We start from the raw sequence: 22,684 nt of genomic DNA, 5'->3' as shown, positions 1-22,684 counted from the left end.
TGCTTGCCAGCCAGCCCTACAGATGCAAGGCTTAGGCACAGCTCACCCGGGAGTACACCGATGCGCCTGCTCACCGCCTGCCTGCTTTGCGCTATCGCGCTGCCTGCTGCCGCGCAGATCTACAAGTACACCGACGCCAACGGCAACACGGTGTTCACCAACCAGCCACCGGAAGGCCAGGCTGCGGAAGCCGTCGAGCTGCCACCGACCAATACCGTCGAGTCGCAACCGCCCGGCGCCGTCGAGCCGCAAGAAACTGCCGCCGCCACTGGCGCTGCCTACCAGGTGCTGCAACTCACCGACATCCCCAGCGATGAAGCGCTGCGCGCCAACAACGGCACTTTCACCGTCGGCGTGCAGATTGAGCCCCGCCTGCAGGCCGGCCATCTACTGCGCCTGCTGCTGGACGGCCAGCCGTATGGCCAGGCCAGCAATGTCACCCGTCTGCAACTGGTCAACATCGACCGCGGCGAGCACAGCCTGGCCGTCGAGGTGCTGAGTGGCGACCAGCAGATCCAGCAAAGCCCGGCCGTGACCTTCACCGTACAGCGGGTCAACACCAGCAGCCCAGCCCTGCGCCCGCCACCACCGAAGCCCCCGAAGCCCAAGCCAGCCCCGTGATCAAACCCTGCCACGCGAGCAAACCTGACACTATGTATCGCCTGCTTTTCTGCCTGCTGCTCTGCTGTACCGGCCTGCCCACGCAGGCCGGGGTGTACACCTACATCGACGCCGACGGCAATCGCGTGTTCACCGACCAGCCACCGTCCGGGCAGGCCCAGCGTATCGAGATGGCGCCCTCAAACAGCATGAGCGGCAGCGACACCCCGCCGCCCGTGCCACTGACCATGGAAGAGCCCAAGGCTCCGGTTTACCAGCTGCTGCGCATCATCATTCCCGAACCCGATGCCACCATCATCGAGCCGAGCGGCGACCTGATCGTCACCGCCAGCAGCGAACCCAACCTGCAATCAGGACACAACTTTCGCCTACAACTGGATGGCCAGCCGGTCGGCGCGCCGGGGCGCAGCCCGGTATTCCCGCTCAAGAATATCGACCGCGGCACCCACCAGATTTCCGTGGAAATCCTCGATGCCGAGGGCCGCATCCTCGAGCGCACCCCCAGCCAACCCTTCCACCTCAAGCGCATCTCCCTGGCACAGAAACGCCAGGCCAACCCGTGCAAGAAAGCCGACTACGGCGTACGCCCGGAATGCCCGCTGAAGGACAAGCCGAAAGAGCCCAAGGATATTCCGCTGATCCCCTTTATCTGAGCCCCCCCCGCAGGGTGCGCTGTAACGCATCCCCACCCTGCGAGCATTCCCGTGCGCACAGCGCCCCTACGCAAGGGGAACTCAGGCCCCGCATCTCCAGTTCGTAACTTCACGCCCTCACCTACTAGATGCAGTGACTACCTCGGCTGTGCTTTTCAATAGCCTGCCAGCCCAAGAAAGCGCAGACAGGCTCCGCCCCTGCAAAGCAATGCACCATTTTGACGCACCGATCTGCACCGATTTCTATACTCTCCCTGTTTTGGTTCACCCCTTACCCCGCGAGCTGCGCTGAAACGTAGCTGAAATGGCGGCGCCAGCAGATAACACGCGTCTTTTCGGGGCTTTGGTTTGCTTCTTGCATTTTCCTGCCCATTGCCGGATGCCTGCCCATGACCCTGAACGACACACTGCACCGCCTGCTGCTGGACAACCTGACCACTGCGACCATTCTGCTCGACGGCGACCTGCGCCTCGAATACATGAATCCCGCGGCGGAGATGCTCCTGGCCGTCAGTGGCCAGCGCAGCCATGGCCAGTTCATCAGCGAACTGTTCACCGAGTCGCCGGAAGCACTCAGCTCCCTGCGCCAGGCCGTCGAACATGCGCACCCCTTCACCAAGCGCGAAGCCATGCTCACCGCACTGAACGGGCAGACCCTGACCGTCGACTACGCGGTAACGCCGATTCTCAGCCTTGGTCAGACCCTGCTGCTGCTGGAAGTGCACCCGCGCGACCGCCTGCTGCGCATCACCAAGGAAGAAGCGCAGCTGTCCAAGCAGGAAACCACCAAGATGCTGGTGCGCGGCCTGGCCCATGAGATCAAGAACCCGCTCGGCGGCATCCGTGGCGCCGCCCAGCTGCTGGCCCGCGAGCTGCCGGAAGAAAGCCTCAAGGATTACACCAACGTGATCATCGAGGAGGCCGACCGCCTGCGTAACCTGGTCGACCGCATGCTCGGCTCGAACAAGCTGCCGTCGCTGGCCATGACCAACGTGCATGAAGTGCTGGAGCGGGTCAGCAGCCTGATCGAAGCCGAATGCCAGGGCAGCATCACCCTGGTGCGTGACTACGACCCGAGCATCCCCGATGTACTGATCGACCGCGAGCAGATGATCCAGGCCGTGCTCAATATCGTGCGCAATGCCATGCAGGCACTGGCTGGGCAAAGCGATCTGCGCCTGGGCCGCATCAGCCTGCGCACCCGCACCCTGCGCCAGTTCACCATCGGCCACGTGCGCCACCGCCTGGTGGTGAAAGTGGAAATCATCGACAACGGCCCGGGCATTCCAGCCGAGCTGCAGGAAACCATCTTCTACCCCATGGTCAGCGGCCGTCCGGACGGTACCGGGCTGGGCCTGGCCATTACCCAGAACATCATCAGTCAGCACCAGGGGCTGATCGAGTGCGAGAGCCACCCCGGCCATACCGTGTTCTCGATCTTCCTGCCCCTGGAACAAGGAGCCTCTTAGTCATGAGCCGCAGTGAAACCGTCTGGATTGTCGATGACGACCGTTCCATCCGCTGGGTGCTGGAAAAGGCCCTGCAACAGGAAGGCATGACCACCCAGAGTTTCGACAGCGCCGACGGCGTGCTAAGCCGCCTCGCCCGCCAGCAGCCGGACGTGATCATCTCCGACATCCGCATGCCCGGCGCCAGCGGCCTGGAATTGCTGGCGCGCATTCGCGACCTGCACCCGCGCCTGCCGGTGATCATCATGACCGCGCACTCCGACCTGGACAGTGCCGTGGCCTCCTACCAGGGCGGCGCCTTCGAGTACCTGCCCAAGCCGTTCGACGTCGATGAAGCGGTCTCCCTGGTCAAGCGCGCCAACCAGCACGCTCAGGAACAACAAGGCTTGAGCGTACCGGTGGAGCAAGCACGCACCCCGGAAATCATCGGCGAAGCGCCGGCCATGCAGGAAGTCTTCCGCGCCATCGGCCGCCTCTCGCATTCCAATATCACCGTGCTGATCAACGGCGAGTCGGGTACCGGTAAAGAACTGGTCGCCCACGCCCTGCACCGTCACAGCCCGCGCGCGGCCTCGCCGTTCATCGCGCTGAACATGGCGGCGATCCCCAAGGACCTGATGGAATCCGAGCTGTTCGGCCACGAGAAAGGCGCCTTCACCGGCGCGGCCAACCAGCGCCGCGGGCGCTTCGAGCAGGCCGACGGCGGCACCCTGTTCCTCGACGAGATCGGCGATATGCCGGCCGATACGCAAACACGGTTGCTGCGCGTGCTGGCCGATGGCGAGTTCTATCGGGTCGGGGGGCATACCCCGGTCAAGGTCGACGTGCGCATCATCGCCGCCACCCACCAGAATCTGGAAACCCTGGTGCAGGCCGGCAAGTTCCGCGAAGACCTGTTCCACCGCCTCAACGTGATCCGCATCCACATCCCGCGCCTGTCGGATCGCCGCGAAGACATCCCCACCCTGGCCCGCCACTTCCTCGCCCGCGCCGCCCAGGAGCTGGCCGTCGAGCCCAAGCTGCTGAAGAGCGAAACCGAGGACTATCTCAAGCACCTGCCGTGGCCAGGCAACGTGCGCCAGCTGGAGAACACCTGCCGCTGGATCACTGTGATGGCTTCCGGCCGCGAAGTGCATGTCGACGACCTGCCGCCGGAACTGCTCACCCAGCCCCAGGAAAGCGCGCCGGCGAGCAACTGGGAGCAGGCCCTGCGCCAGTGGGCCGACCAGTCCCTCGGCCGTGGCCAGTCGAGCCTGCTGGACAGCGCCGTACCGACCTTCGAGCGGATCATGATCGAGACCGCCCTCAAGCACACCGCCGGCCGCCGCCGCGATGCCGCCGTGCTGCTGGGCTGGGGCCGCAACACCCTGACCCGCAAGATCAAGGAGCTGGGCATGAAGGTCGACGGCGCGGATGACGACGACGGCGACGAATAAGCCGCAGGCTTAGCGCAAGCAACTGAGAACGGGCCCAATCGGGCCCGTTTCTTATGGCGATCTCCTGTTATCTGTTGTGCAGGCGGTGGCGCAGGAGCGGTTGCAGACACGAACACCCAGATCGCGCCCCCATGCGCCAGAGCAATGCACCTGCCTCAGCCCGGTGCACCCTCGCAGCCCAGCAGCCAGCCAAATCAGCCGCGAGCGACCCGGCCGAGAAACGCTGAAACCCAGTATTCACAAGGCCTGCAGCCAACGTAATAAAACTGGCACACAGCCTGCATAGACTCTAGCAATCCCAGTTTTGGGGACCTTGGTACAGGCAGGCCGGGGATTCCCCTCTTTTACAAGCCCAACAAAAAGGCCACCTTCGCAGGTGGCCTTTTTGCTTACTGGCGGTACAGTTCGCGGCGGAAGATCAGCGGCGCGGCGCCCTTGTAGATGCCGAAGGTGGCAAGACCACGCGCCAGCTGGCGGTTGGCGCCATCCCAGGGGTACTGTAGCCAGGCCTGCGAGTCGGGAAAGCTGACCTGCAGCGAGCCATCATTGCCAGCCCCCGGGGCGCTCAACTGCAGCTTACCGACGCCGGCCAGGGGGGGCACCAGGGTCGGCGTAGTTTCCCCGGCAGCCAGGTTGCCGGTGTACTGATCCAGTGCAGGCGCCCCCAAGACGGTGCAGGTATCCATCCCTTCAGTCAGGAAAGCCCCGCCGGCGACGTTCTGCCAGGTTTCCAGCAGCAGCGGCAGATCCAGGGCCTGCAGCTCAGAACCATGGGCGTTGTCGATGCGCAGGCGGCCCAGCCGCACCTGACTGCCAAGATTCGCGCTGGCGTTGACCGTGAAGTCGTAGCTGTAATCCAGGCAACCACCGCCGCTACCGTGGCAGACCACCTGCCCCTGATCGACCTCGCGCAGGCTGGCCGCCGCAAAGGTCTGCCGGATCTGGGCCGCAAACGGATAGTCGTCGCTACCGGGCAACGCGGCGGGCTGGTAGAGCAGTCGCTCGCCCGTCCAGCGGTAGGTACGCGCCCCATCATCGCCATCGCTGACTCCTTCAACGGCCAGCGTGGCCGCCCCCTCGCTGACCAGGCGCGCATCCCGGGCCGGGATGCCGGTAATCGAGCTGTAGCTGCCCACAGCAGGATCGGCCAGCTTCCAGAAGCCCTCCCGGTCGTAGTTCCGGGTGGCATCGCCCGCGCGGTTCCTGGCCGTGAGGGTCAGGGTCGGCTGGCGATTGCTGGCAAAGCCGATCGGCTGGCCCTGGTAGCTGAAGGTGCTGCCACAGCTGGGCGTCAGGCTGGCGCTGCCCTCGGCACTCAGATAGGCGGGAATGAAGCGACCGACCAGATCGCGACTGCCGCCGCCGACCGTCTCGCCGAAGTAGCTGACTGCCGGCGTGGCGCTGAGCGTGAAAACGCCAACCTCGGAGATGGCGGCAGCGACCTCGGTCTGATTGCCCAGGGCGTGGTCGTAGCTGTTTGGCGTCACGTCGCCGGGTTCGCCGCCGGCAGGGGCCTGCACCGCACTGCTCAGGCGGATGCCCGAGTGGCGGAAGTTCGGCGTGGTGATATTGCCGCTGCACAGTGCCTGCGCGGTCGAAGCCTCGCCATCGCTCTCCCAGCCCACCGCGCGGATGGTCAGGGGGAAGGCATCGCCGGCGCGAATGCCGCCGGGGAAGACAGCGCAGTCGGCATCGGCGCTGGCGCAAGTACTCTCGGTGCTCAGGCACAAGCCATAGGGTTTGCTGACGAATACTCCGTCAACCGTTCGCTGCTCAAGTACCAGCCCCTCATCTGCATTCCCAGCGCTGCCCACATAGCGGGCAGTGAGCTTCATCTGCCCGGCATCGTCATAACGCACGGTCAACGGCGCGGTGCCTGTGGCATCGAAATGCAGGCTGACATCGGTGGCCGTACCGGTGACTGTGCTGCCATTGACCACCACCGGCTGGCTGCCACTACCCGGATCGATATAGGCGGAAGTGAACTGCACAATGCGATCCACATCGGCAAACGCCGGCACGCACTGCAGGACATTGTCTGATTTGCGCACTGCGCTGATGGTCGCCGCCGTCGGCTTGGCCGCCAGCATATTCGGCACCTGCAGCAGCAGGCCGCTGTCGGCATAGTTGATCTGGCAGCCTGCGGTCGAGCAGACCGGCTGGCTATTGGGCTTGGTCGCCGGCACCGAGGACTGCACGCCGAGGCTCACCGTGCCGGCCGTGGCCACGCTCAAACGGGCTTGCGCCGTACCGCCATTGAAAGTGATGGTATTGCCACCACCCTGAGCCGGGCCAACAGCGGACCAGTAGCTGGAGGGCGTGAGAGTGACGCTGACGTCATTGGTATAGAGGCTGCTGCAGCTGCTGTTGAGGCAGGCGCGGATGGTGACCGGCTGCGGATTGCAGGTCAGCGCGGTGCCGCTGTAACTGAACTCGAAGTGATCGATCTGCTGGCCGATGGGGTTGATATCGGTGGCGCAGACCTGCAGATCGTCCAGCTCGTGGATATTGGTCGAGCCGCCGGTGGAGCCGGTCAGCGACAAGTAGAAGTCGCTGGGCAGCGGGGCCTGGCTGTTGGCCGCTGCCAGTACATTGACTGCATTGAGGCCATTAAGCACGACAAAACCAGCGCCGCTATCACGCTCCACGGTGACTCGCGCCTCGTTGCTGAAGCGACCATCCATGGTGATGCGGTAGATGTGTCCGGGCGCTGCCGCAGTGCTCGCCGCGTTGTCGACTCCGGGACTGAGGCCGGCCGGGGTTCCGGCGATATAGCGGTAACCACTGGTTCCGCCGGTAGCACTGGAACCGCGGATGGCCACCGAGTCGGGCCGTTGTTGCTGCGGATTGCCCCCACCCTCGACGGAAAAGTTACCGTACTCGTCGATCCCCACCCCCAGCCAGCCACCGGCAAAACCGGGGTTGGCCGCATCGCCACGGGTGCCGTAGCCCAGCGGGCCGCCAAAGGCGCCCGGCTGCGGCGTTACCGTGGCATCCGACAGCACCACGGCTACACCATCGGCGCCGCTGCCGTTGTAGGCGTAATACTTGAACTGCACCTGGATATAGTTGCCCGCCGCCGGGAACAGGCGCTGCAGGGTGGACGAGGTCGATACGTTGCCCTGGTTGCTGGTCAGGCGCATGCGCTGGCCAGTAACCGTCGGCGTGAACGCCGTAGCGCCGCGGCTGGCCACCGCCCAGTCGTCGCCCAGGCTGCCATCCTGGAAGTCGTCACTGAAACACTGCAGGTTAAGGCCGCATGAGTGCCGCTCGGCCACCAGGGCACTGATCTGCGCGTCACTGAGCGCGCCGCTGTAGATGCGCAACTCATCCAGCTCGCCATTGAAATAACGGCCAGCCGTGCCCTGGTCTGCGCCCAGTTGCAGGGGGTCGCCATTCGCCAGCGGAGTACCACCGAAGCTGGCCTGGCCAGCCAGAGTGCCGTTGATATAGATGCGCTGGTCACCCGGCGCATAACGGATCAGCACATGGCTCCACTGCCCCACCGGCAACGCCGTGGTGCTGTTGAATTGATTGGTGGCGCCGCCGGTGGTCTGCCACCACCAGTTGATCGTGCCGCTGGGGTTGAGGTGGAACTCGTAGTTCTCATCCTTGGACAGGATGCTCATCAGCCCCGAGGCCGGCCGCGTGCGTGGCTTGACCCACAGGCCGATGGTAAAGCTGCCCGACAGGTCGAGCAGGTTGTTGTCGGCGCGCTGCACGTACTGGCTGGAAGCGCTGTTGAACGTGCCATAGCCGCAGGTGCCCTGGGCATTGACCTGCGGCAGGGCCGGCGCGCTGCTGGCCGTGCTGGCGCCATTCAGCACCGTGCCGTTGAGGGCATTGCTGGTGCTGTCGAGCACCTCGCCAGCCGCGCCGGTCCAGCTGGCTTCATCGAGGGACCAGCTCAATATCTGGGTGGCCACAGGCGAACAGGCATTGGCCGGCGTCGAGTTGGGCACGCAGGTACCGGTTACCGTGCTGGGGCTATTGACGAAAATGGTCGAGTAGCTGGGTGCGGTCAGGTTGCCGAAAACAGTCGAGTTATTCAGCGTCACCGCACCGCTGTTGGCGGTAACGTTTACGCTGTTCTGTGCATTGCCGACGGTGCTGTTGGTGAAGGTCACTGTGCTTGCGCCGCTGACCGAGCCGCTGGTCATGGTTACACCGGAAAACACCGCGGTGTTGTTCGTCGCCACAAAATCGCCAGCGATGGTGCCGCCGGTAATGCTCAGGCCCGAGGAGTCCGAGCGCGCGCCGGCCAGCAGGTCGGTGCCATTGCTGGTGACGTTGCAACAACCGCTGCGCACTAGGCCGCCGACACTGCCGCCGCTGAGACTCACGGTGCCGCTGGTGCTGGTCAGGCTGCCACTGACCAGGGTTCCGCTGGTGTTGATCGAGCCACCGCTGCTGACCGCGCCGCCGACGCTACCGGCGGTGAGGCTGATAATGCCGTAATTGCTGGCAGCATTGCCGGCGATGGCCGTGCCGTTAGTGGTGAGATTGCCAGCGATACTGACATTACCGGCAACGCTGCCGCCGCTCAGGGTGGCCGTGCCACTGCCAGTCACCGAGCCGCTGACGCTGGTGCCCGCCAGATTGATCGGGCCACTGGCGGTGGTCACCGATCCCTCGATGCTATTGGTGCCCGTGGCGGTGATACTGCCGGAACTGGTTTGTAGACTTATGTTCTTGTCGACAGTGCCTATGGTGTTGCTGTTCAGGCTGATGTTGTTGTTGGCGACAACAGTGATATGGGTAAGGGTTTCACCACCGGTGGTGCGCACCCGCAGCACATCCCCCGCATCCAGGGTGAGCGTACCGCTACAAGTGAACACACTGCCGCTGCTGCTCCAGCTCCCGGAACAGATCGAGCCCCCGCCGCCACTGGGGGTGGCGTTGTTGCTTCTAAAGGTATAGGTCGCGGCGAAGGCTATATCGGCCAGCAGCAGGACTGGCAACAACAATGCCCAGCGATAGCGTCGGGCTGAGTCCCGAAAATGCACGCTCATGGCTTCTCCACCACGGCGGTCAGCTTGCGATAGGCGTAATCCGGGCTTGCGGGGGTGGCGAAGGTCGCCGTGGCTTCGATCGTATAGAACAGCGTCGCGCTGGTCTTACCCTCTTCCTCCAGCACCGGCGTGCTGCTGGACGTGCAGCTCATCAGCACGGCAAAGCCATCCAGGGTGAAATCGGCGCAGGTCGCATCGGCGAGAATCCGCGCAATGCCATATTCCAAGCCGGCCCGAGCAGCCTGATAGGCCCGCGCCTGCTGGATAGCCATGCTATTGGTGGCGTTTTGCGTCACGGCCAGACGCGCCATCACGGCGATCACCGCAGCAATGATGATGATCACGAACATCGCCGCGACCAGGCCGAAGCCAGCTTGGCGAGAGTCAGGGCGCATTGTCGACATGAACCTGCTGTAAGAGGGTGATGGTTTCGTCGTCCTGGGTTAGCGACAGACGGATGGTCAACAAGCCACTACGGGTATTGGTCGCGCTGGCATAAGAGAAAGAGCAGGCAGAAACGGAATTGACCAGCAACGATTCGGTAGCCCCGGAACCATCGAGGTTGGGCGACACAGAGCGCCAGAGTCGGCCACCGCCATCGCACCTGTAGCCCACCACCTCATTGGCCAGATAAAAACGGTGCTGTGGGGAAGCATATTTAAAGCGGAAGCCAGGAAGAGTCGCGCTCAAGCTTCCCCCACTCCAAGTGAAGGCTTTAGGTGAAATAACCGATGGAGAGGCCGTGTCATCCAGCTCCGTGGTATTGGTGTTATAGATAATCAGCCAATGTGGAGTCGTGGTGCTCAGAGGGGTAATCGGGGTAAGAACATCAATCGTGCACAGACCTGTTGCGGAGCAAGCCGGAGGGTCTTGCCGTGCTCCACTCGCGTCAGGCTGGTTGGCCCGATAACGCCCGGCATTAGCAATCGACAGCATCTGGATTGTGTCGCCACTGTGAACCAACGAATTCGGCACCGCCAGGCGTACATCGCGTGCCATGCGGTTGAGCGCCCCGGCGGCCAGGTCGACCAGCTCGGCACGCCGGCTCTGATCGACGAAGCTCTGCAGCGGGTTGGACATCACCGTGCTGATCAGCACCGCCACCACCCCGGCCAGGGCGATCACCATCACCAGCTCGACCAGGGTGAAGCCGCGAACGGCGCGAGGACAAAGGGCTAAGGACTTAGCAGCAAACGCAGCATTTGTAGGAGCGAGCTCTGCTCGCGAAGCGGTGACGCAGGACCATTCGCGAGCAGAGCTCGCTCCTACACCAGCAGGCGGGTACGTCATCAATAGCTCGTCCGGTAACCGGCAAGCTCAAGGAGCTGCCCGGCGGGGTCGTTCACTGTGACGGCGATGCGCAAGGCAGCCACACCCGGCGCAGGCCCGAGGTCTTGCGCCGTAACCGTCACCTGCACCTGGTAGCCACTCAACGCGGTTATGGCGTTCCCACGCGCATCGTGAGGCGCCTCGGCGAGGTTGTGATAATCACCAACATCGTCGAAACAACTACGCCCGCAATCGGCCAGGCCATCCGGGTCACTAAACGCCTGCAGGGTGATTTCTTCCATGTAGGCCTCGGCAATCGCCAGGCTCTGCTGGCGCAACATAGGGTCGGCCGAACGCCCAGTGATCGCCGCCATGGCCGAGAACATCGCGGCAGCGGCAATGCCGAGGATGACGATGGTGATCACCAGCTCGACCAGGGTCATGCCGCGCTGCGCACCTTGGCGGGTGGGCAGGCTCATGGCGTGGTCTCGATAAAGCCGGTGGCCAAGTTGACGGTGAGGGTGAACGCCCCACCGGCAAAACTGGCGAAATTCGCGGCACCGGTAGCGGTACCCAGAGAGTCAAAAGTGACATTCAGCGTTGGGGCAACACTGACATTCTGCGGATTGCCCGCGGTGTAATCGCCGCCGGAAGGGTTGGCGACCGGGTTGCCGGAAGCAACCCCGCCACACGCTGCCGCATAGGACAGCGCATACCCTGTGCCATCGACCCGCGCGCGAATCTGGCAGCCACTGGCCAGGGCCAGCTTCTGCGCATAGCGCACGGCACTCAGGCTTTCTTCGTAGTACAGGCGCTCATCGAACACCTGTCGATCGAAGAAACGCGGCCCCACTACGACGGCAAGCGTGCCGATGATCACCATGACCATCAGCAGCTCGATCAGGGTGAAGCCGCGCCCAGCCATCCCGGGCTTAACAACCAGCAGTAGTTGCAGCCGTAGGCGCAGTGATCACTGGAGCAGCACCAGCTGCCGCAGCGGCATAGGTGAAGGAGCAGGTCGCAGGCGTCGGAGCACCCGCTATTTGAATTACCAACGCGGCAGTGCCACCGCCAGAGGTGCTGAATTCAGAGCTCAGTTGGGCCGCTGCGACAATACCGGCAGCATCGGCTGTCGGATAGAAGTTGGCCATGGTAATAGTCGTTCCTTCCAACGTGACCGAGCCGGCAGCCGCAAGGTTTTTAGCCAATGAGGCGGAATGAGCCACCGCAGCAGCCGCCCGAACCGAACCCAACGCGCCATTTAAAGTCGCAATTCGGGCATCTTGTCCAAGGTTGGCAAACCGGGGCAACGCAAACGCCGCCAGAATCCCGAGAATCACAATAACCATGATCAGTTCGATCAGGGTGAAACCGCTCTGTTGCTTTTTCATCGTTCTACTCCTGACTACATCAAATGAAGGTGAAGGTCACAGTGCCAGTATTGGCGTCATAGGTGATCGTGTCGTCCTCACCATCCAGCTGGTAGGTGAAGGTACAAACGGTGCCGTTAGCCGTGGCGATATAGTCGACAGCTGCGGCGCCAACGCCGTTGGTCGGGGCCGAACCCTGCAGGATGCTGTCGAAAACCTGGTTGCAGGTCGCCGGGGTCATAGCCACGGTAGCTGCTGGGGCACCCGCACGGGCGGTGCCAATCGGCCAGCCATTGGCATTCACATCGACGGTGCCGTCACCGAAGCCACCCACGTTGATTTGGCAGGTATTGCTGGCAACGCAGCCGTTACCGTTTACACCGCCATTGCGGTTCAACTCGTACTGCGAGCGTACCAACAACACCGCCGAAGCCAGACCACCAGAGATGCCCTTAACTGCTGCTTCGTGGGCATCCTTGGCCGAGTTAATAAAGCGCGGCAACGCGACCGCAGCAAGAATGCCGAGGATGACGATGACCACGATCAATTCGATCAGGGTAAAACCTTTGCTGTTTTTCATTACTTTCCCTCAGTGACTTCAATACCCCGCCGCAGACAACTCCGCAGCGGGTACCGCTTCAAGCTCCAGGGCGAAAGCCGCACCCGACGATTGTGACGCAGTTGGCATTCCATCGGGAACCACCAACAACCGCCAGGCACGCACTTCACCCTGCCCTCTTGTCCATCCGTCGGCAAAGCGCGCCCGGTAGATCACCCAGACCTTCCCTGGGAGCCAGTACCAGCAGCCGCTTTGCGGTGCATCACCGGCGGCCAGTTCGCCGCAGTAGTTGTCCTGCTGCCAACGCAGCAGAACAAACGGATTCCTCTTGCGCCAGGCAGGCTCCAGCACCTGATCCTTGCCCATTTGCTCAGCTGTCAGGCTATTCAGGCTGGCAGCCAAGTGCTCGCGGGTAGCCTCCATCGCCCGCCTTTCACTGACCTGGGCGATCTTCCAACCCAGCGCCAGCACTATGCCCAGCAGTATCAGCAAGGCCCCACCCCAGCCGATCCGGCGCATGTTGCGCACGGTGTAATCGGCATCGTAATCAGGCCTCATCCGCCGCCCTTGGCCACCGAGGCCAGGTCCCACATCGGCAGAAACACCCCTAGCGCCAGCACCAGCACCATGATGCCCATGGCGACGATGAGGATCGGCTCGATGGCATCGGCCAGCTGCTTGAGGTCGTAATCCACTTCCTGTTCATAGAAATCGGCGACTTCGACGAACAGGTCATCCAGCGCGCCGGTTTCTTCACCGACCGCCATCATCTGCAACACCAACGGGGTAAACAGACCACTGGTGGAAGCCGTGCTGGTCAGCGCCTCGCCGCGCTCAACGCCCTCGCGCATGCCGATAATGGCCTGGCCAATAAACAGGTTGCCGACGCTGGCGCTGTTGATCGACAGGGTTTGCAGCAGCGGCACGCCGGCGCGGTACATCATGGCGAAGGTGCGGGTAAAGCGGGCCAGGGCGATACGCTCGAACACACCGCCGACGATGGGCAAGCGCAGCTTGATCTGATCCCACTTGAGCGCGCCGGCGTCAGTCGCGGTCCAGCGGATGAAGCCGTAGATGGCGCCAGCAAACAGCAACAGCAGCAGCCACCAGTAATCCTGGAAGAACTCGGAGGTGCCGATCAGCAGCCGAGTCGGCCAGGGCAGCTCGGCCTTGAACTGCTCGAACACCTTGGCGAATGCCGGGATCACGAACATGTTGATCACCACCAGCGCCACGCCCATGGCCGACAGCACGAAAAGCGGGTAGCGGGTGGCCTGCTTGATGCGCTTGCGCGTCTCGCGCTCCATCTCCAGGTAGCCGGACAGCTGCTTGAAGGCCTGGTCGAGCTGGCCGGTGTTCTCACCGACGCTGATCATGCTGATGAACAGGGTGTTGAACACCTTGGGATGGGCATGCAGGGCCACGGCCATGCTCACGCCGCCTTCGAGGTCGCTGCGCACGGCCTGCAGCACTTCACGAAAATATTCGTTGCGATGGGACTCACCCAGGCCGCCGATGGCGCGGATGATCGGCACGCCCGCCTTGCTCAGGCTGTACATCTGCCGGCAGAAGATGATCAGTTCTTCCAGGTCCACGCGCTTGCTGCGCAACAGTTCCTTGATGCTGGCCAGCACATCATCGTTACCCTGGGCGGCCTGCTCTTCGATGCTCAGCGGGGTGATGCGCTCGGCCAGCAGCTCACTGGCCAGGTTGTCGGCCGAGCCGCTTTCGCGACTGCCGCTGACCTTGCTGCCCTGGGCGTCACGGCCGGTGTAGCGGAACTGGCTCATGGGTAACGCCCGCCCGCGCACAGCTCCCCTCTCCCACTGGTGGGAGACGACTGCATGGATGCAGAAGGTAGGGCGACGCAGGACGCCAAAGCCGAGGGGTTGGGGGAGTTGGAAAGGCCCGCGGCAGGCACGTAGCCCGGATGCAATCCGGGAAGCAGGCAACTCCGTTCCCGGATTGCATCCGGGCTACCAAAGCGCCCTCTCCCCGGCCCTCTCCCGTAAACGGGAGAGGGGGCTTTGACTGGAAGCTTTCGAATGACAGCCAAGCTACCGGGCACCTGCATCCATACCCCTTCTCGCATAGCGAAGGGGAGACTGCATACACGCCACCCGCGCATCACACCAGCACCTCGTCGGTGAGGGTGGCGCAGACCTTGAGCACTTCCTCGACGCTGGTCACCCCGGCCAGGGCGTAGTCCAGCGCGCAGGACGCCAGCGGGCGGTAGTGGGCGCTGGCCTGGGCCGCTTCGGCGAAGCCTTGTGGGTCGTTGCGGCGCAAGGCGGCAATCATGCCGTCGTCCATTTCCAGCAGTTCGTAAACACCAATACGCCCGGCATAGCCGGTGTTGTGGCACTGGTGGCAACCGGCGCCACGCTTGAAAGTGCGTCCGGTCAGCGGCGCGCGGTGCAGGTTTTCCAGCCACAGCAGTTGGCGCGGCTCGGGCGTATCCGCCTCCATGCAGTTCTCGCACACGCGACGGATCAGGCGCTGGGCCAGCACCGCATTTAGCGAAGTGGCGACAAGGAACGGCTCAGCGCCCATGTCGATCAGGCGCATGGCCGAGGTCAGGGCGTCGTTGGTGTGCAGGGTGGACAATACCAAGTGACCGGTGAGCGCCGCGCGCAGGCCGATCTCGGCGGTTTCCTGGTCACGCATCTCGCCGATCAGCACGATGTCCGGGTCCTGGCGCAGGGCGGCGCGCAGCACGCGGGCGAAGCTGAGGTCGATCTTGGCGTTGACCTGTACCTGGTTGACCCGCGGCAAGCGGTATTCCACCGGGTCTTCCACGGTGATGATCTTCTTCTCCGGGCTGTTCAGTTCGGACAGGCCCGCATACAGAGTGGTGGTTTTGCCGGAACCGGTGGGGCCGGTGACCAGCACCAGGCCGAACGGGCGCTGCAGCAGGCGACGGAAGCGCACCAGCATGTCGGCCGGCATGCCGCTGGTGTCCAGGTTGGAGACGCCGCCGCTCTGGTCGAGCAGACGCATCACCACCGACTCGCCGAACTGCACCGGCATGGTCGACACCCGCACGTCGATAGCGCGACCCTTGACCCGGATATTGAAGCGCCCGTCCTGGGGCAGGCGCTTTTCCGAGATATCCAGGCCGGACATGATCTTCAGGCGCATGACCAGCGCCGAGGCAACCCGCGCCTCCTTCATCACCTGCTCGTTGAGCACGCCGTCGATGCGCTGGCGGATACGCACCAGGCCTTCGTCCGGCTCGATGTGGATGTCCGAGGCCTTCATCTGCACCGCGTCCTCGAACAGCGTTTGCAGCAGGCGCACCACCGGCGCTTCGGTGTTGTTGTCGGCGCCCAGTTTGGACAGGTCGAAGTCGCTGTCCTTCAGCTCGCCTTCCAGCTCGCCGGCGATCGAGGCGATCTCGCTGGTGCGCCGGTACACGGTGTCGAGGGTGGCCAGCAGCTCGGCCTCGCGCACCACGGCCGGGTTGACGCGGGTCTTGAGGATGCGCTCCATCTCGTCGAGAGCGAACAGGTCGAGCGGGTCGGACATGCCGACCAGAAAGCCGCCGCTTTCGCGCGACAGGACCATGGCGCGGAAGCGCCGCGCCATGGCTTCCGGCAGGGTCTGCACCAGTTGCTGGTCGAACTTGAAGTGCTTGAGCTCGATGAACGGGATCTTCAGCTGCTCGGACAGCGCGGTGAGCAGCTTGACCTCGGCGACGAAGCCCATGTCGACCACCGTGCGGCCGAGCTTGGAGCCGGTGCGTTTCTGTTCCTGCAGGGCCAGCTGCAATTGCGCATCGCTGATCAGTCCGGCCTGGATCAGCAGGTCGCCGAGCCGCAGCTTGCGCTGGCGTAGATCATCCTGGGTCATCAACGACCTCCCAGCGCCGTGGCGCGTTCACTGGCGAAGCGTCGGGCGCTATCGTCCAGGCCCAGCCCCTGCAGGGCCAGGCGGTAATGGCGGGCGGCCTCGGCCGATTGATCGAGCTGTTCCAGGGCGATCGCCAGGCCCAGCTGCCAGGTGGACTGGCTCGGACGCAGGGCGGTCATGCGCCGGTACAGCGCGGCGCTTTCCTGCCATTGGCTGGTCTGCTGGTAACTGGCGGCCAGCAGGGCGAAATAGGTCGGTTCCTGCTCCAGCGCCGGGGCGTTCTGTTCCAGGGTCGCCACCGCGCCCTGGGTATCGCCGGCTTGCAGTTGGCTGCGCGCCAACAACAGGCGCAACTCGCTGTCATGGGGCATTTGCGCCAGTTGAGCGGGCAACCAGCTGAGCAGGCGCTGCTGCTCGCCACCAGCCAGATAGGCGCGGGCCAGCCAGCGCAGCACTTCCGGGTCACGGCCGCGGCTTTTCTGCAGGGCTTCCAGCTCGCGGATGGCGCGCGGGTAGTCACCGTCCTGCAGGGCCTGACGGGCCTGGACCAGGCCATCCGGGCGATAGGGCGTGACGCTGACCTGCGGCGGATCGCTGGGGGGCGCAACAGCGGCCGGCTCGGCGGCCACTGGCGGCGCAGGCGCATCGCTGGGTAGCGGGGCAGTGGCCCAGGCCGGCAAGGCCGGTTCGGCCTGCACGGTAGCGGGTTCGGCAGCGGGCAGCTGATCCAGTTCCACGACCGGCTCGGGCTCTACTGGCGCCGCCGTCAGCGGCACTTCCAGCCACAGCACCCAGCGATCGCCGGCCGGTTCCAGGCGGTCACGCACCTCCAGGCTCTCGCCCAGCCCGACCAGCAGTACCTGCACATCCGCACCCTGCGCCTCGACGCGCCAGGACAGGCTGCTCCCATCCCGCTGCACGCGGCCGCGCTGGGCTTCGCCCGTCAGCGTCACACCCGGCAGGCGCAGGCTCACCGCCCCGCTCTCCTCGGTGCGCTGATAGGGCACCGAGCGATCCAGCAGCAGCTGCAGCACCAGACCGCGACTATCGTGTTGTGGCAGTACGTCGAGCAGGCGCGGCGCGGCCACGACCGGCGCCAACGACACCGCTTCGTGCTTGGGCAGCACCCCGCCCCAGGGGATCTGACCGTTGACCACCCGACCGATCATCAGGCCAACCAGCAGGCCGAGCAGAATCACCGCCGCCATCCAGATCGAACCCCGGCGCATGCGCTCGGCGCGCTCACGACGGGAAGCCGCCGCTTCATCCACGGCGTGCAGGCCATCCAGTTGCAGGCGCTCGGCAGGCGCTGCGCGACGCTCTTCGAGGTCGCGCAGCATGTCGTTGACCAGGCTCATGGCAACCACTCCCGCCACTGCGCCAGCCAGGGCCAGGCACCGATCACCAGCAGCAACGACAGACTGGCCGCCGCCAGGCCCCAGCCCAGCCAGGGCGTGGTGCTGCGCAGAAATGGCTGAGCCCCTTCGGTATCCAGCTGGGCGCGGCGCACATGGCTAACGCTGATCTGCCGCCGGCCTTCGCCATAGGCCACCATCAGCGCCTTGTGCGCGAGAATGTTGAGCAGGCGCGGAATGCCGCCGCTGCCACGCACCAGGCGGCGAATCGCGGCAGCGGAGAACAAGGGTTCGCCGCGATAACCGGCCACGGCCAGGCGCTCGTTGAGGTAGCGGGCGGTGTCCTTCACATCCAGCGGGCGCAGGCGGTAGGAAAAGGTGATGCGCTGGCGCAGCTGGCGGAACTCGTTGCGCTCCAGGGTGGCGTCCAGCTCCGGCTGGCCGAACAGCACCACCTGCAGCAGCTTGGCCTGTTCGGTTTCCAGATTGGTCAGCAGACGCAGGGCTTCCAGGGTCGCGGTCGGCAGGGCCTGGGCCTCGTCGAGCAGCACCACGGTGCTCTTGCCGGCGGCAGCCAGCTCGATCAGGCGCCGATGCAGCGCATCGAGAATGCCCTGGGCATCCAGATCCTCGATGCCCTCGACCCCCAGCTCACGGGCCAGCGCCTGGCGCAGGCCAACCGGGCTCATGCCGGGGTTGGGCAGGTAAGCCAGCTGGTAGCGTTCGCCCTCCAGCAGGTTGAGCAGTGCACGGCAGAGCAGGGTCTTGCCGGTGCCGACCTCGCCGGTGACTTTGATAAAGCCTTCACCTTCACCGAGTGCCACGCGCAGCAGATTGAGGCAGGCCTGGTAAGGCGCCAGCTGCACCAGGAACCCGGTGTTGGGGGTCAGCGCGAACGGCTTCTCGCGCAGGCCGAAGAAGGCTTCGTACATCGCCTTATCTCAGTTCCTTGAAGGCTTCCGCGCTCTTGCGCAGCTCATCCAGCCACACTTCGTCGCTGACCACCTGCGGGCGCATGAGGATCACCAGCTCGCTCTTCTGCAGGGCCTTGCGCTGCTGTTTGAACAGCGGGCCAACGAAAGGCAGGGTGCTGGCCCACGGTACTTCGGCATCCTCGTTCTCGTTGGTGCTCTGCAGCAGGCCGCCAATTACCACCACCTGGCCACTGCGCGCCCGCACGATGGAGTCGGACTGGCGCGAGGTGGACAGGGCCAGTGGCAGGTTGAAGACGTTGTCCTCGCCCAGCACGATGGTCTTGTTCTGGTCCTCGACGCGGCTCACCGTCGGCCGCACGTGCAGGGTGACGACATCGTTCTGGTCAATCTGCGGGGTGACATCCAGCGAGATGCCGGAGAAGAACGGCGTCAGGGTGATGTCCTGGGTCGGCTCGGTGACCCCGGCAGCCGTGGTCGTGGTGCTGCTCGACGACACTTCGGTGACGAAGAACTCGTCGGTGCCGACCTTGATCACCGCCTTTTGATTATTCAGCGTGGAGATGCGCGGGCTGGACAGCACCCGCACCTCGCCCTGAGTCTGCAGCAACTGGATCAGTCCGGTGAAGTCGCCCAGGTTCAGCACGCTGCTGAACACGCCGCCGATACCGGTCGGCCCAGTAAGGGTTTCACCGGAAATACCGGCACTGACATCGCTGCCCAGTTGTTCCCAGCTGATGCCGGCCTGGAAGCCGTCATTGAGCTGCACTTCGAGAATCTTGGTTTCCAGCACCACCTGACGCTGCAGGTTGCGTTGCGCCTGTTCGAGGAAACGCGCGACGTTCTCCTGATCGGCACTGTTGGCGCGCACCACCAGCAGGCTGGCCTGCGGGTTAACCACCACGCTGTTGCCTTCCTCACCACCGACGATCATCGCCACCACTTCGCGCACTTCACGCCAGAAGTCGACATCGCTGCTGGTGGTCACCTGGCTGGCATTGAGCGTGGTCACCGAGCTGTCGCTGGAGCTGCTGCCGGTATCGCTGTTACTGCTTTCGCTCTCGTCACTGACCACCTGGCCGGAGCTGACGCGGGTGTCGGACACGCCCACACGCTGCAGGTTGAGATAATTGAGGTTGTAGCTGCGGGTGATCGCCCGGTTCGGCAGGATCTGGTAGCCATAGCTGCTGCGGCGGAAGTCATAGCCATAGCTATCGCGTACCGCCGCCAGCACTTCTTCCAGGGTGACCCGGCGCAGGCTGAAGGTGATGTTGCCGGTCACCTCCGGATGCACCACCAGGTTCTGCCCGGCGCCTTCCATCAGGCTGAGGAAAAACTCGCGGGCCGGCATGTCCTTGGCCGACACATCGAAGCGCGGGCCGCTACCGATACTCAGCGAACTGCTCAACGGCGGAATCAGCGAGGCCTGCACCGCTGGCGGCGGCATGACCTTGTTCTGCCCCTGGGCCTGTTGCAGGCTTTCGTCGAGCAGCTTGCCGCTCTGTTCATAAAGTTGCGTATCGCCATCAATGAAGGTCTGGCAGGCGCTCAGCAGACAGGCCAGGCTCAGCAGGCCGAGACGCGGCAGGAATGTGTTCATAGGCTTCATCGGCTCGGTTTCAATACGGGTTCGGCCAGGCGCAGCAATTGTTGCTGGCCCTGACGTTCAATCAATACGCTGTGTGCGTGGATGGCCAGCACGCGGGCTCCAGCATGCTCTTCGCCGACCCGCAGGGTGCTACCGCCGATCACCGCACGGCTGCCCTGGGCGCCCCGCAGGATCGCTTGCAGCACCAGCGGTGCCTGCACCTCGCCGGCGTTCACGACCGGCAGCAGGTTGGCCGGCGGCTGGGTCGGATCGATGGCGGGTGCGGCATGAGCCAGGCCACCCGCCAGCAACAGGTTCAGCAGCAACAATCTAGACACCGACCCACCCCGCCTGGCGACTCAAGGTATACAGCTTAAGGCTGATCTTCGCCTGGGACGGCCCACCTTCACCGACCTGGTAATCCAGGCTGTCCCAGTTGAGCTTCCAGCCGCTGGCCTGGACCGCCTGCAGATAGGCCAGCAGGTCAAAATAGCCGCCTTGCAGCTGCAGATGCAGACCATGCCGATAGAGAGTGACCGGGGCCGGCTCGGCGCCCGGCTCAAGCTTGACCGGCGCGGCGCCGGGCAACTGCATGGGCTCGCTGAAGCTTTCCAGGCCGACCAGGCGCAGGCGCGGTTGGGAACGCAGCAACTCCGCCAGCACGGCCTTCATCTTCTGCGGCGTGACCAGCTCGGCGGTGTTCTGGTCGATCTGGCTGATCAGCTCCTCGCGGCTGGCCGAGGCCGCCAGCAGGGCGCTGCGATAGGGGATATTGGGATCGGCCGCCAGCTTCGCCTGCAAGTCGGCCAGACCGGTCTGGGCCTCCAGGCGCCGTGCCTCGGTCACCTTGTAACTGGCTTGTTGCTTGGCCAGGCGCGCACTCAGCGGGTCGCCGAGCAGCAGCATATAAAGCAGTGCACCGACCACCAGGCCGACACTGAAGGCCAGCCACTGCTCGCGCGGCGCCATGCCATGCCAGCGTTGCAACCAGTTATTCATTGCCCGGCTCCTTGTCGCCAGCCTGGGAGGACAGATCGAAATGCAGCAACTGGTCGTCGCCGCGCAGCACTTCGAAACGGGCGAATTCGCGGCCCTGGAAGACCGGGCTCTGGCCGAGGCGCTGCAGGTATTGCGGCAGCAGCTCCTGGTCCTGACTGCTGCCCTGCAGACGCATGTGCGTGCCGCCGGCACTCAGGCCAATGCCGCTGAGCCACAGGCCGCTCGCCGGATGATGCTCGGCCAGTGCCTGCAATGGCGCGACGAACCCCGCCGTGCGCTGGCTGGCCAGCACCTGCAGGTAGCCGATCAAGCGCTGCAACTGCTGGTTGTCTGCCTCACGGGCCGCCAGCTCCAGCGGCAGGCCACTGTCCAGCTGCGGCTCGACGAAACTGGCCTTGGCCGCGGCCAGCAGAGTTTCCTGCTCTTGCGCCGCCACTTCGGCCTGGCTCAGTTGCGCAGCACCCTGGCGCAGCTGCCAGCCTTGCCAGGCCGCATGGGCCAGGCACAACAGCACCAGCACGGCCAACAAGGCCAGCATCTGGTTTTTCTGCGGGCCGCTGCGCTGCTGTTTTTCAATCTGATAGAGGTTGAGGTTCTGCATCAACCGACCTCCTGCCGCAGCGCCGCACCTACCGCGGCCATGCAGTAGGCCTGCTCGGCTTCGTCGAGCGCGGCAGTGGCCTGCCCGGGGAACAGTTCGCGCAGGTCGAGGGCCTGCAGCTTGACCGCCAACCCCGTGGACAGGGTTTGCAGAACGGCCGCGCCATTGCGCTTCATCGGCAACAGCAACAGACGGTTGATGTAGCCCTTGCCCAGCTGGCTTTCGAAATAGTCGAGCGAGCGCTGGATTTCCAGGGTCACCGCGCCGAAATCATCACCGGCCTGATCCAGGCCCTGCTCGATACGCCGCGCCATGTATAGATCGGCAGCATGCTGCACACAGATCAGCCCCTCGCTGGAGCGCAGGCGCAGCAACGCCAGATTCATGCCCTCGGCTCCAGCCAGCAGACCGAGGTTGCGGAAGGCCATTTCGGTGACATCGATACTCTGCAGCTGCAGCCCGGCCTGCGCGCACAAGTCGGCCCAGGCCTGCATGCGTGCCTTGCTCAGCACCGCGCAATAGGCCATGCGCGAACGGCCACGGTAGGCATCATCGGGCAGGGCGAAGGCATCGACAACCACCTGCTCCAGCGGCTCGGCGATCAGATCCTTGATGCGCCAGCGCATGGCGTCGCGCAGCTCTTCGCTGGGCACGTCGGGACTGTCGAGCAGGAGCATCTGGTAAGTGGCGGGGTGCAGCAACAGGTTGACCGGGGTGCCTTCCAGGCTCAGCTCGGCAACCATCTTCTTCAGCACGGCGGGCTGTTCAGCCGGCACAGCCTGGCGGAACTGGCAGTCGAGCAAACGCGGGGTTTCACCGGCCACGCGCAGCACGCGCGCCAGGGCAATTCCCTCAGGCCCGGTTTCGATACCGAGCAGACCGTCCGCTGTTATTTTCTTTCTCGCGAACCACACCAACTGCATGCCCCCTACTTACCCAGTGCACATCATCCGCCACCAAGGCCGACG

At 64.3% G+C, this 22,684-nt stretch carries 21 protein-coding genes; 4 read left to right on the top strand and 17 right to left on the bottom strand.

The annotated features are described in order from the left end of the window. Nucleotides 1–60 precede the first annotated feature (60 nt). From HNE05_RS01865 to ntrC, 4 genes are all read left to right on the top strand, one after another. On the top strand, nucleotides 61–621 hold the full coding sequence (locus HNE05_RS01865; protein WP_173211484.1) for a DUF4124 domain-containing protein: 561 nt from the start codon (nucleotides 61–63) through the stop codon (nucleotides 619–621). Between the two features lie 32 nt (nucleotides 622–653). Next, nucleotides 654–1,274: a DUF4124 domain-containing protein gene (locus HNE05_RS01860; protein ID WP_173211483.1), complete on the top strand. Its 621-nt coding sequence runs from the start codon at nucleotides 654–656 to the stop codon at nucleotides 1,272–1,274. A gap of 389 nt (nucleotides 1,275–1,663) precedes the next feature. After that, complete coding sequence (gene glnL / locus HNE05_RS01855; protein WP_173211482.1) at nucleotides 1,664–2,743, top strand: nitrogen regulation protein NR(II); 1,080 nt, start codon at nucleotides 1,664–1,666, stop codon at nucleotides 2,741–2,743. A gap of 2 nt (nucleotides 2,744–2,745) precedes the next feature. Continuing rightward, a complete protein-coding gene (ntrC, locus tag HNE05_RS01850) occupies nucleotides 2,746–4,179 on the top strand; it encodes a nitrogen regulation protein NR(I) (protein ID WP_173211481.1) in 1,434 nt (477 codons plus the stop codon). Between the two features lie 389 nt (nucleotides 4,180–4,568). Here ntrC and HNE05_RS01845 read toward each other — a convergent pair whose 3' ends face one another. The 17 genes from HNE05_RS01845 to HNE05_RS01765 form a co-directional block, all read right to left on the bottom strand. Then, on the bottom strand, nucleotides 4,569–9,191 hold the full coding sequence (locus HNE05_RS01845) for a DUF6701 domain-containing protein (protein WP_173211480.1): 4,623 nt from the start codon (nucleotides 9,189–9,191) through the stop codon (nucleotides 4,569–4,571). After that, nucleotides 9,188–9,541, bottom strand: a complete 354-nt coding sequence (locus HNE05_RS01840) for a pilus assembly protein MshP (protein WP_240008803.1) — start codon at nucleotides 9,539–9,541, stop codon at nucleotides 9,188–9,190. The genes HNE05_RS01845 and HNE05_RS01840 overlap by 4 nt, the downstream gene beginning before the upstream one ends. Before the next feature lie 34 nt (nucleotides 9,542–9,575). Beyond that, nucleotides 9,576–10,322 (bottom strand): type II secretion system protein, encoded by a 747-nt coding sequence (locus HNE05_RS01835; RefSeq protein WP_338053209.1) that lies wholly within the window; start codon nucleotides 10,320–10,322, stop codon nucleotides 9,576–9,578. A gap of 158 nt (nucleotides 10,323–10,480) precedes the next feature. Continuing rightward, the gene (locus HNE05_RS01830) at nucleotides 10,481–10,939 is read right to left on the bottom strand and encodes a type IV pilus modification PilV family protein (RefSeq protein WP_240008801.1); all 459 of its coding nucleotides are present in this window, start codon (nucleotides 10,937–10,939) and stop codon (nucleotides 10,481–10,483) included. After that, nucleotides 10,936–11,385: a prepilin-type N-terminal cleavage/methylation domain-containing protein gene (locus HNE05_RS01825; protein ID WP_173211478.1), complete on the bottom strand. Its 450-nt coding sequence runs from the start codon at nucleotides 11,383–11,385 to the stop codon at nucleotides 10,936–10,938. Before HNE05_RS01825 ends, HNE05_RS01830 begins: the two co-directional genes overlap by 4 nt. 7 nt (nucleotides 11,386–11,392) lie before the next feature. Next, nucleotides 11,393–11,851: a type II secretion system protein gene (locus tag HNE05_RS20535; protein ID WP_173211477.1), complete on the bottom strand. Its 459-nt coding sequence runs from the start codon at nucleotides 11,849–11,851 to the stop codon at nucleotides 11,393–11,395. Between the two features lie 19 nt (nucleotides 11,852–11,870). Beyond that, a complete protein-coding gene (locus tag HNE05_RS20530; RefSeq protein ID WP_173211476.1) occupies nucleotides 11,871–12,410 on the bottom strand; it encodes a type II secretion system protein in 540 nt (179 codons plus the stop codon). A gap of 18 nt (nucleotides 12,411–12,428) precedes the next feature. Then, complete coding sequence (locus tag HNE05_RS01810) at nucleotides 12,429–12,947, bottom strand: hypothetical protein (protein ID WP_173211475.1); 519 nt, start codon at nucleotides 12,945–12,947, stop codon at nucleotides 12,429–12,431. Beyond that, nucleotides 12,944–14,179: a type II secretion system F family protein gene (locus HNE05_RS01805; protein WP_173211474.1), complete on the bottom strand. Its 1,236-nt coding sequence runs from the start codon at nucleotides 14,177–14,179 to the stop codon at nucleotides 12,944–12,946. The genes HNE05_RS01810 and HNE05_RS01805 overlap by 4 nt, the downstream gene beginning before the upstream one ends. 337 nt (nucleotides 14,180–14,516) lie before the next feature. Beyond that, complete coding sequence (locus tag HNE05_RS01800) at nucleotides 14,517–16,241, bottom strand: GspE/PulE family protein (protein ID WP_173211473.1); 1,725 nt, start codon at nucleotides 16,239–16,241, stop codon at nucleotides 14,517–14,519. After that, complete coding sequence (locus HNE05_RS01795) at nucleotides 16,241–17,599, bottom strand: tetratricopeptide repeat protein (protein WP_173211472.1); 1,359 nt, start codon at nucleotides 17,597–17,599, stop codon at nucleotides 16,241–16,243. The genes HNE05_RS01800 and HNE05_RS01795 overlap by 1 nt, the downstream gene beginning before the upstream one ends. Further along, the gene (locus HNE05_RS01790) at nucleotides 17,596–18,528 is read right to left on the bottom strand and encodes an ExeA family protein (protein ID WP_173211471.1); all 933 of its coding nucleotides are present in this window, start codon (nucleotides 18,526–18,528) and stop codon (nucleotides 17,596–17,598) included. Before HNE05_RS01790 ends, HNE05_RS01795 begins: the two co-directional genes overlap by 4 nt. 4 nt (nucleotides 18,529–18,532) lie before the next feature. After that, on the bottom strand, nucleotides 18,533–20,128 hold the full coding sequence (locus HNE05_RS01785) for a pilus (MSHA type) biogenesis protein MshL (RefSeq protein ID WP_173211470.1): 1,596 nt from the start codon (nucleotides 20,126–20,128) through the stop codon (nucleotides 18,533–18,535). A 5-nt stretch (nucleotides 20,129–20,133) separates the two neighbouring features. Further along, nucleotides 20,134–20,454, bottom strand: coding sequence for a Type II secretory pathway component (locus tag HNE05_RS01780; RefSeq protein WP_240008800.1), 321 nt, complete (start codon nucleotides 20,452–20,454; stop codon nucleotides 20,134–20,136). Then, complete coding sequence (gene gspM / locus HNE05_RS01775; RefSeq protein ID WP_173211468.1) at nucleotides 20,447–21,115, bottom strand: type II secretion system protein GspM; 669 nt, start codon at nucleotides 21,113–21,115, stop codon at nucleotides 20,447–20,449. The genes HNE05_RS01780 and gspM overlap by 8 nt, the downstream gene beginning before the upstream one ends. Next, on the bottom strand, nucleotides 21,108–21,716 hold the full coding sequence (locus HNE05_RS01770) for a PilN domain-containing protein (protein ID WP_173211466.1): 609 nt from the start codon (nucleotides 21,714–21,716) through the stop codon (nucleotides 21,108–21,110). The genes gspM and HNE05_RS01770 overlap by 8 nt, the downstream gene beginning before the upstream one ends. Next, nucleotides 21,716–22,639 (bottom strand): type IV pilus biogenesis protein PilM, encoded by a 924-nt coding sequence (locus tag HNE05_RS01765; RefSeq protein ID WP_240008799.1) that lies wholly within the window; start codon nucleotides 22,637–22,639, stop codon nucleotides 21,716–21,718. The genes HNE05_RS01770 and HNE05_RS01765 overlap by 1 nt, the downstream gene beginning before the upstream one ends. Nucleotides 22,640–22,684: the final 45 nt, after the last annotated feature.

This window comes from Pseudomonas campi (assembly GCF_013200955.2).
Classification (GTDB): Bacteria; Pseudomonadota; Gammaproteobacteria; order Pseudomonadales; family Pseudomonadaceae; genus Aquipseudomonas; species Aquipseudomonas campi.
This window is presented reverse-complemented; position numbering and strand designations above follow the sequence as displayed.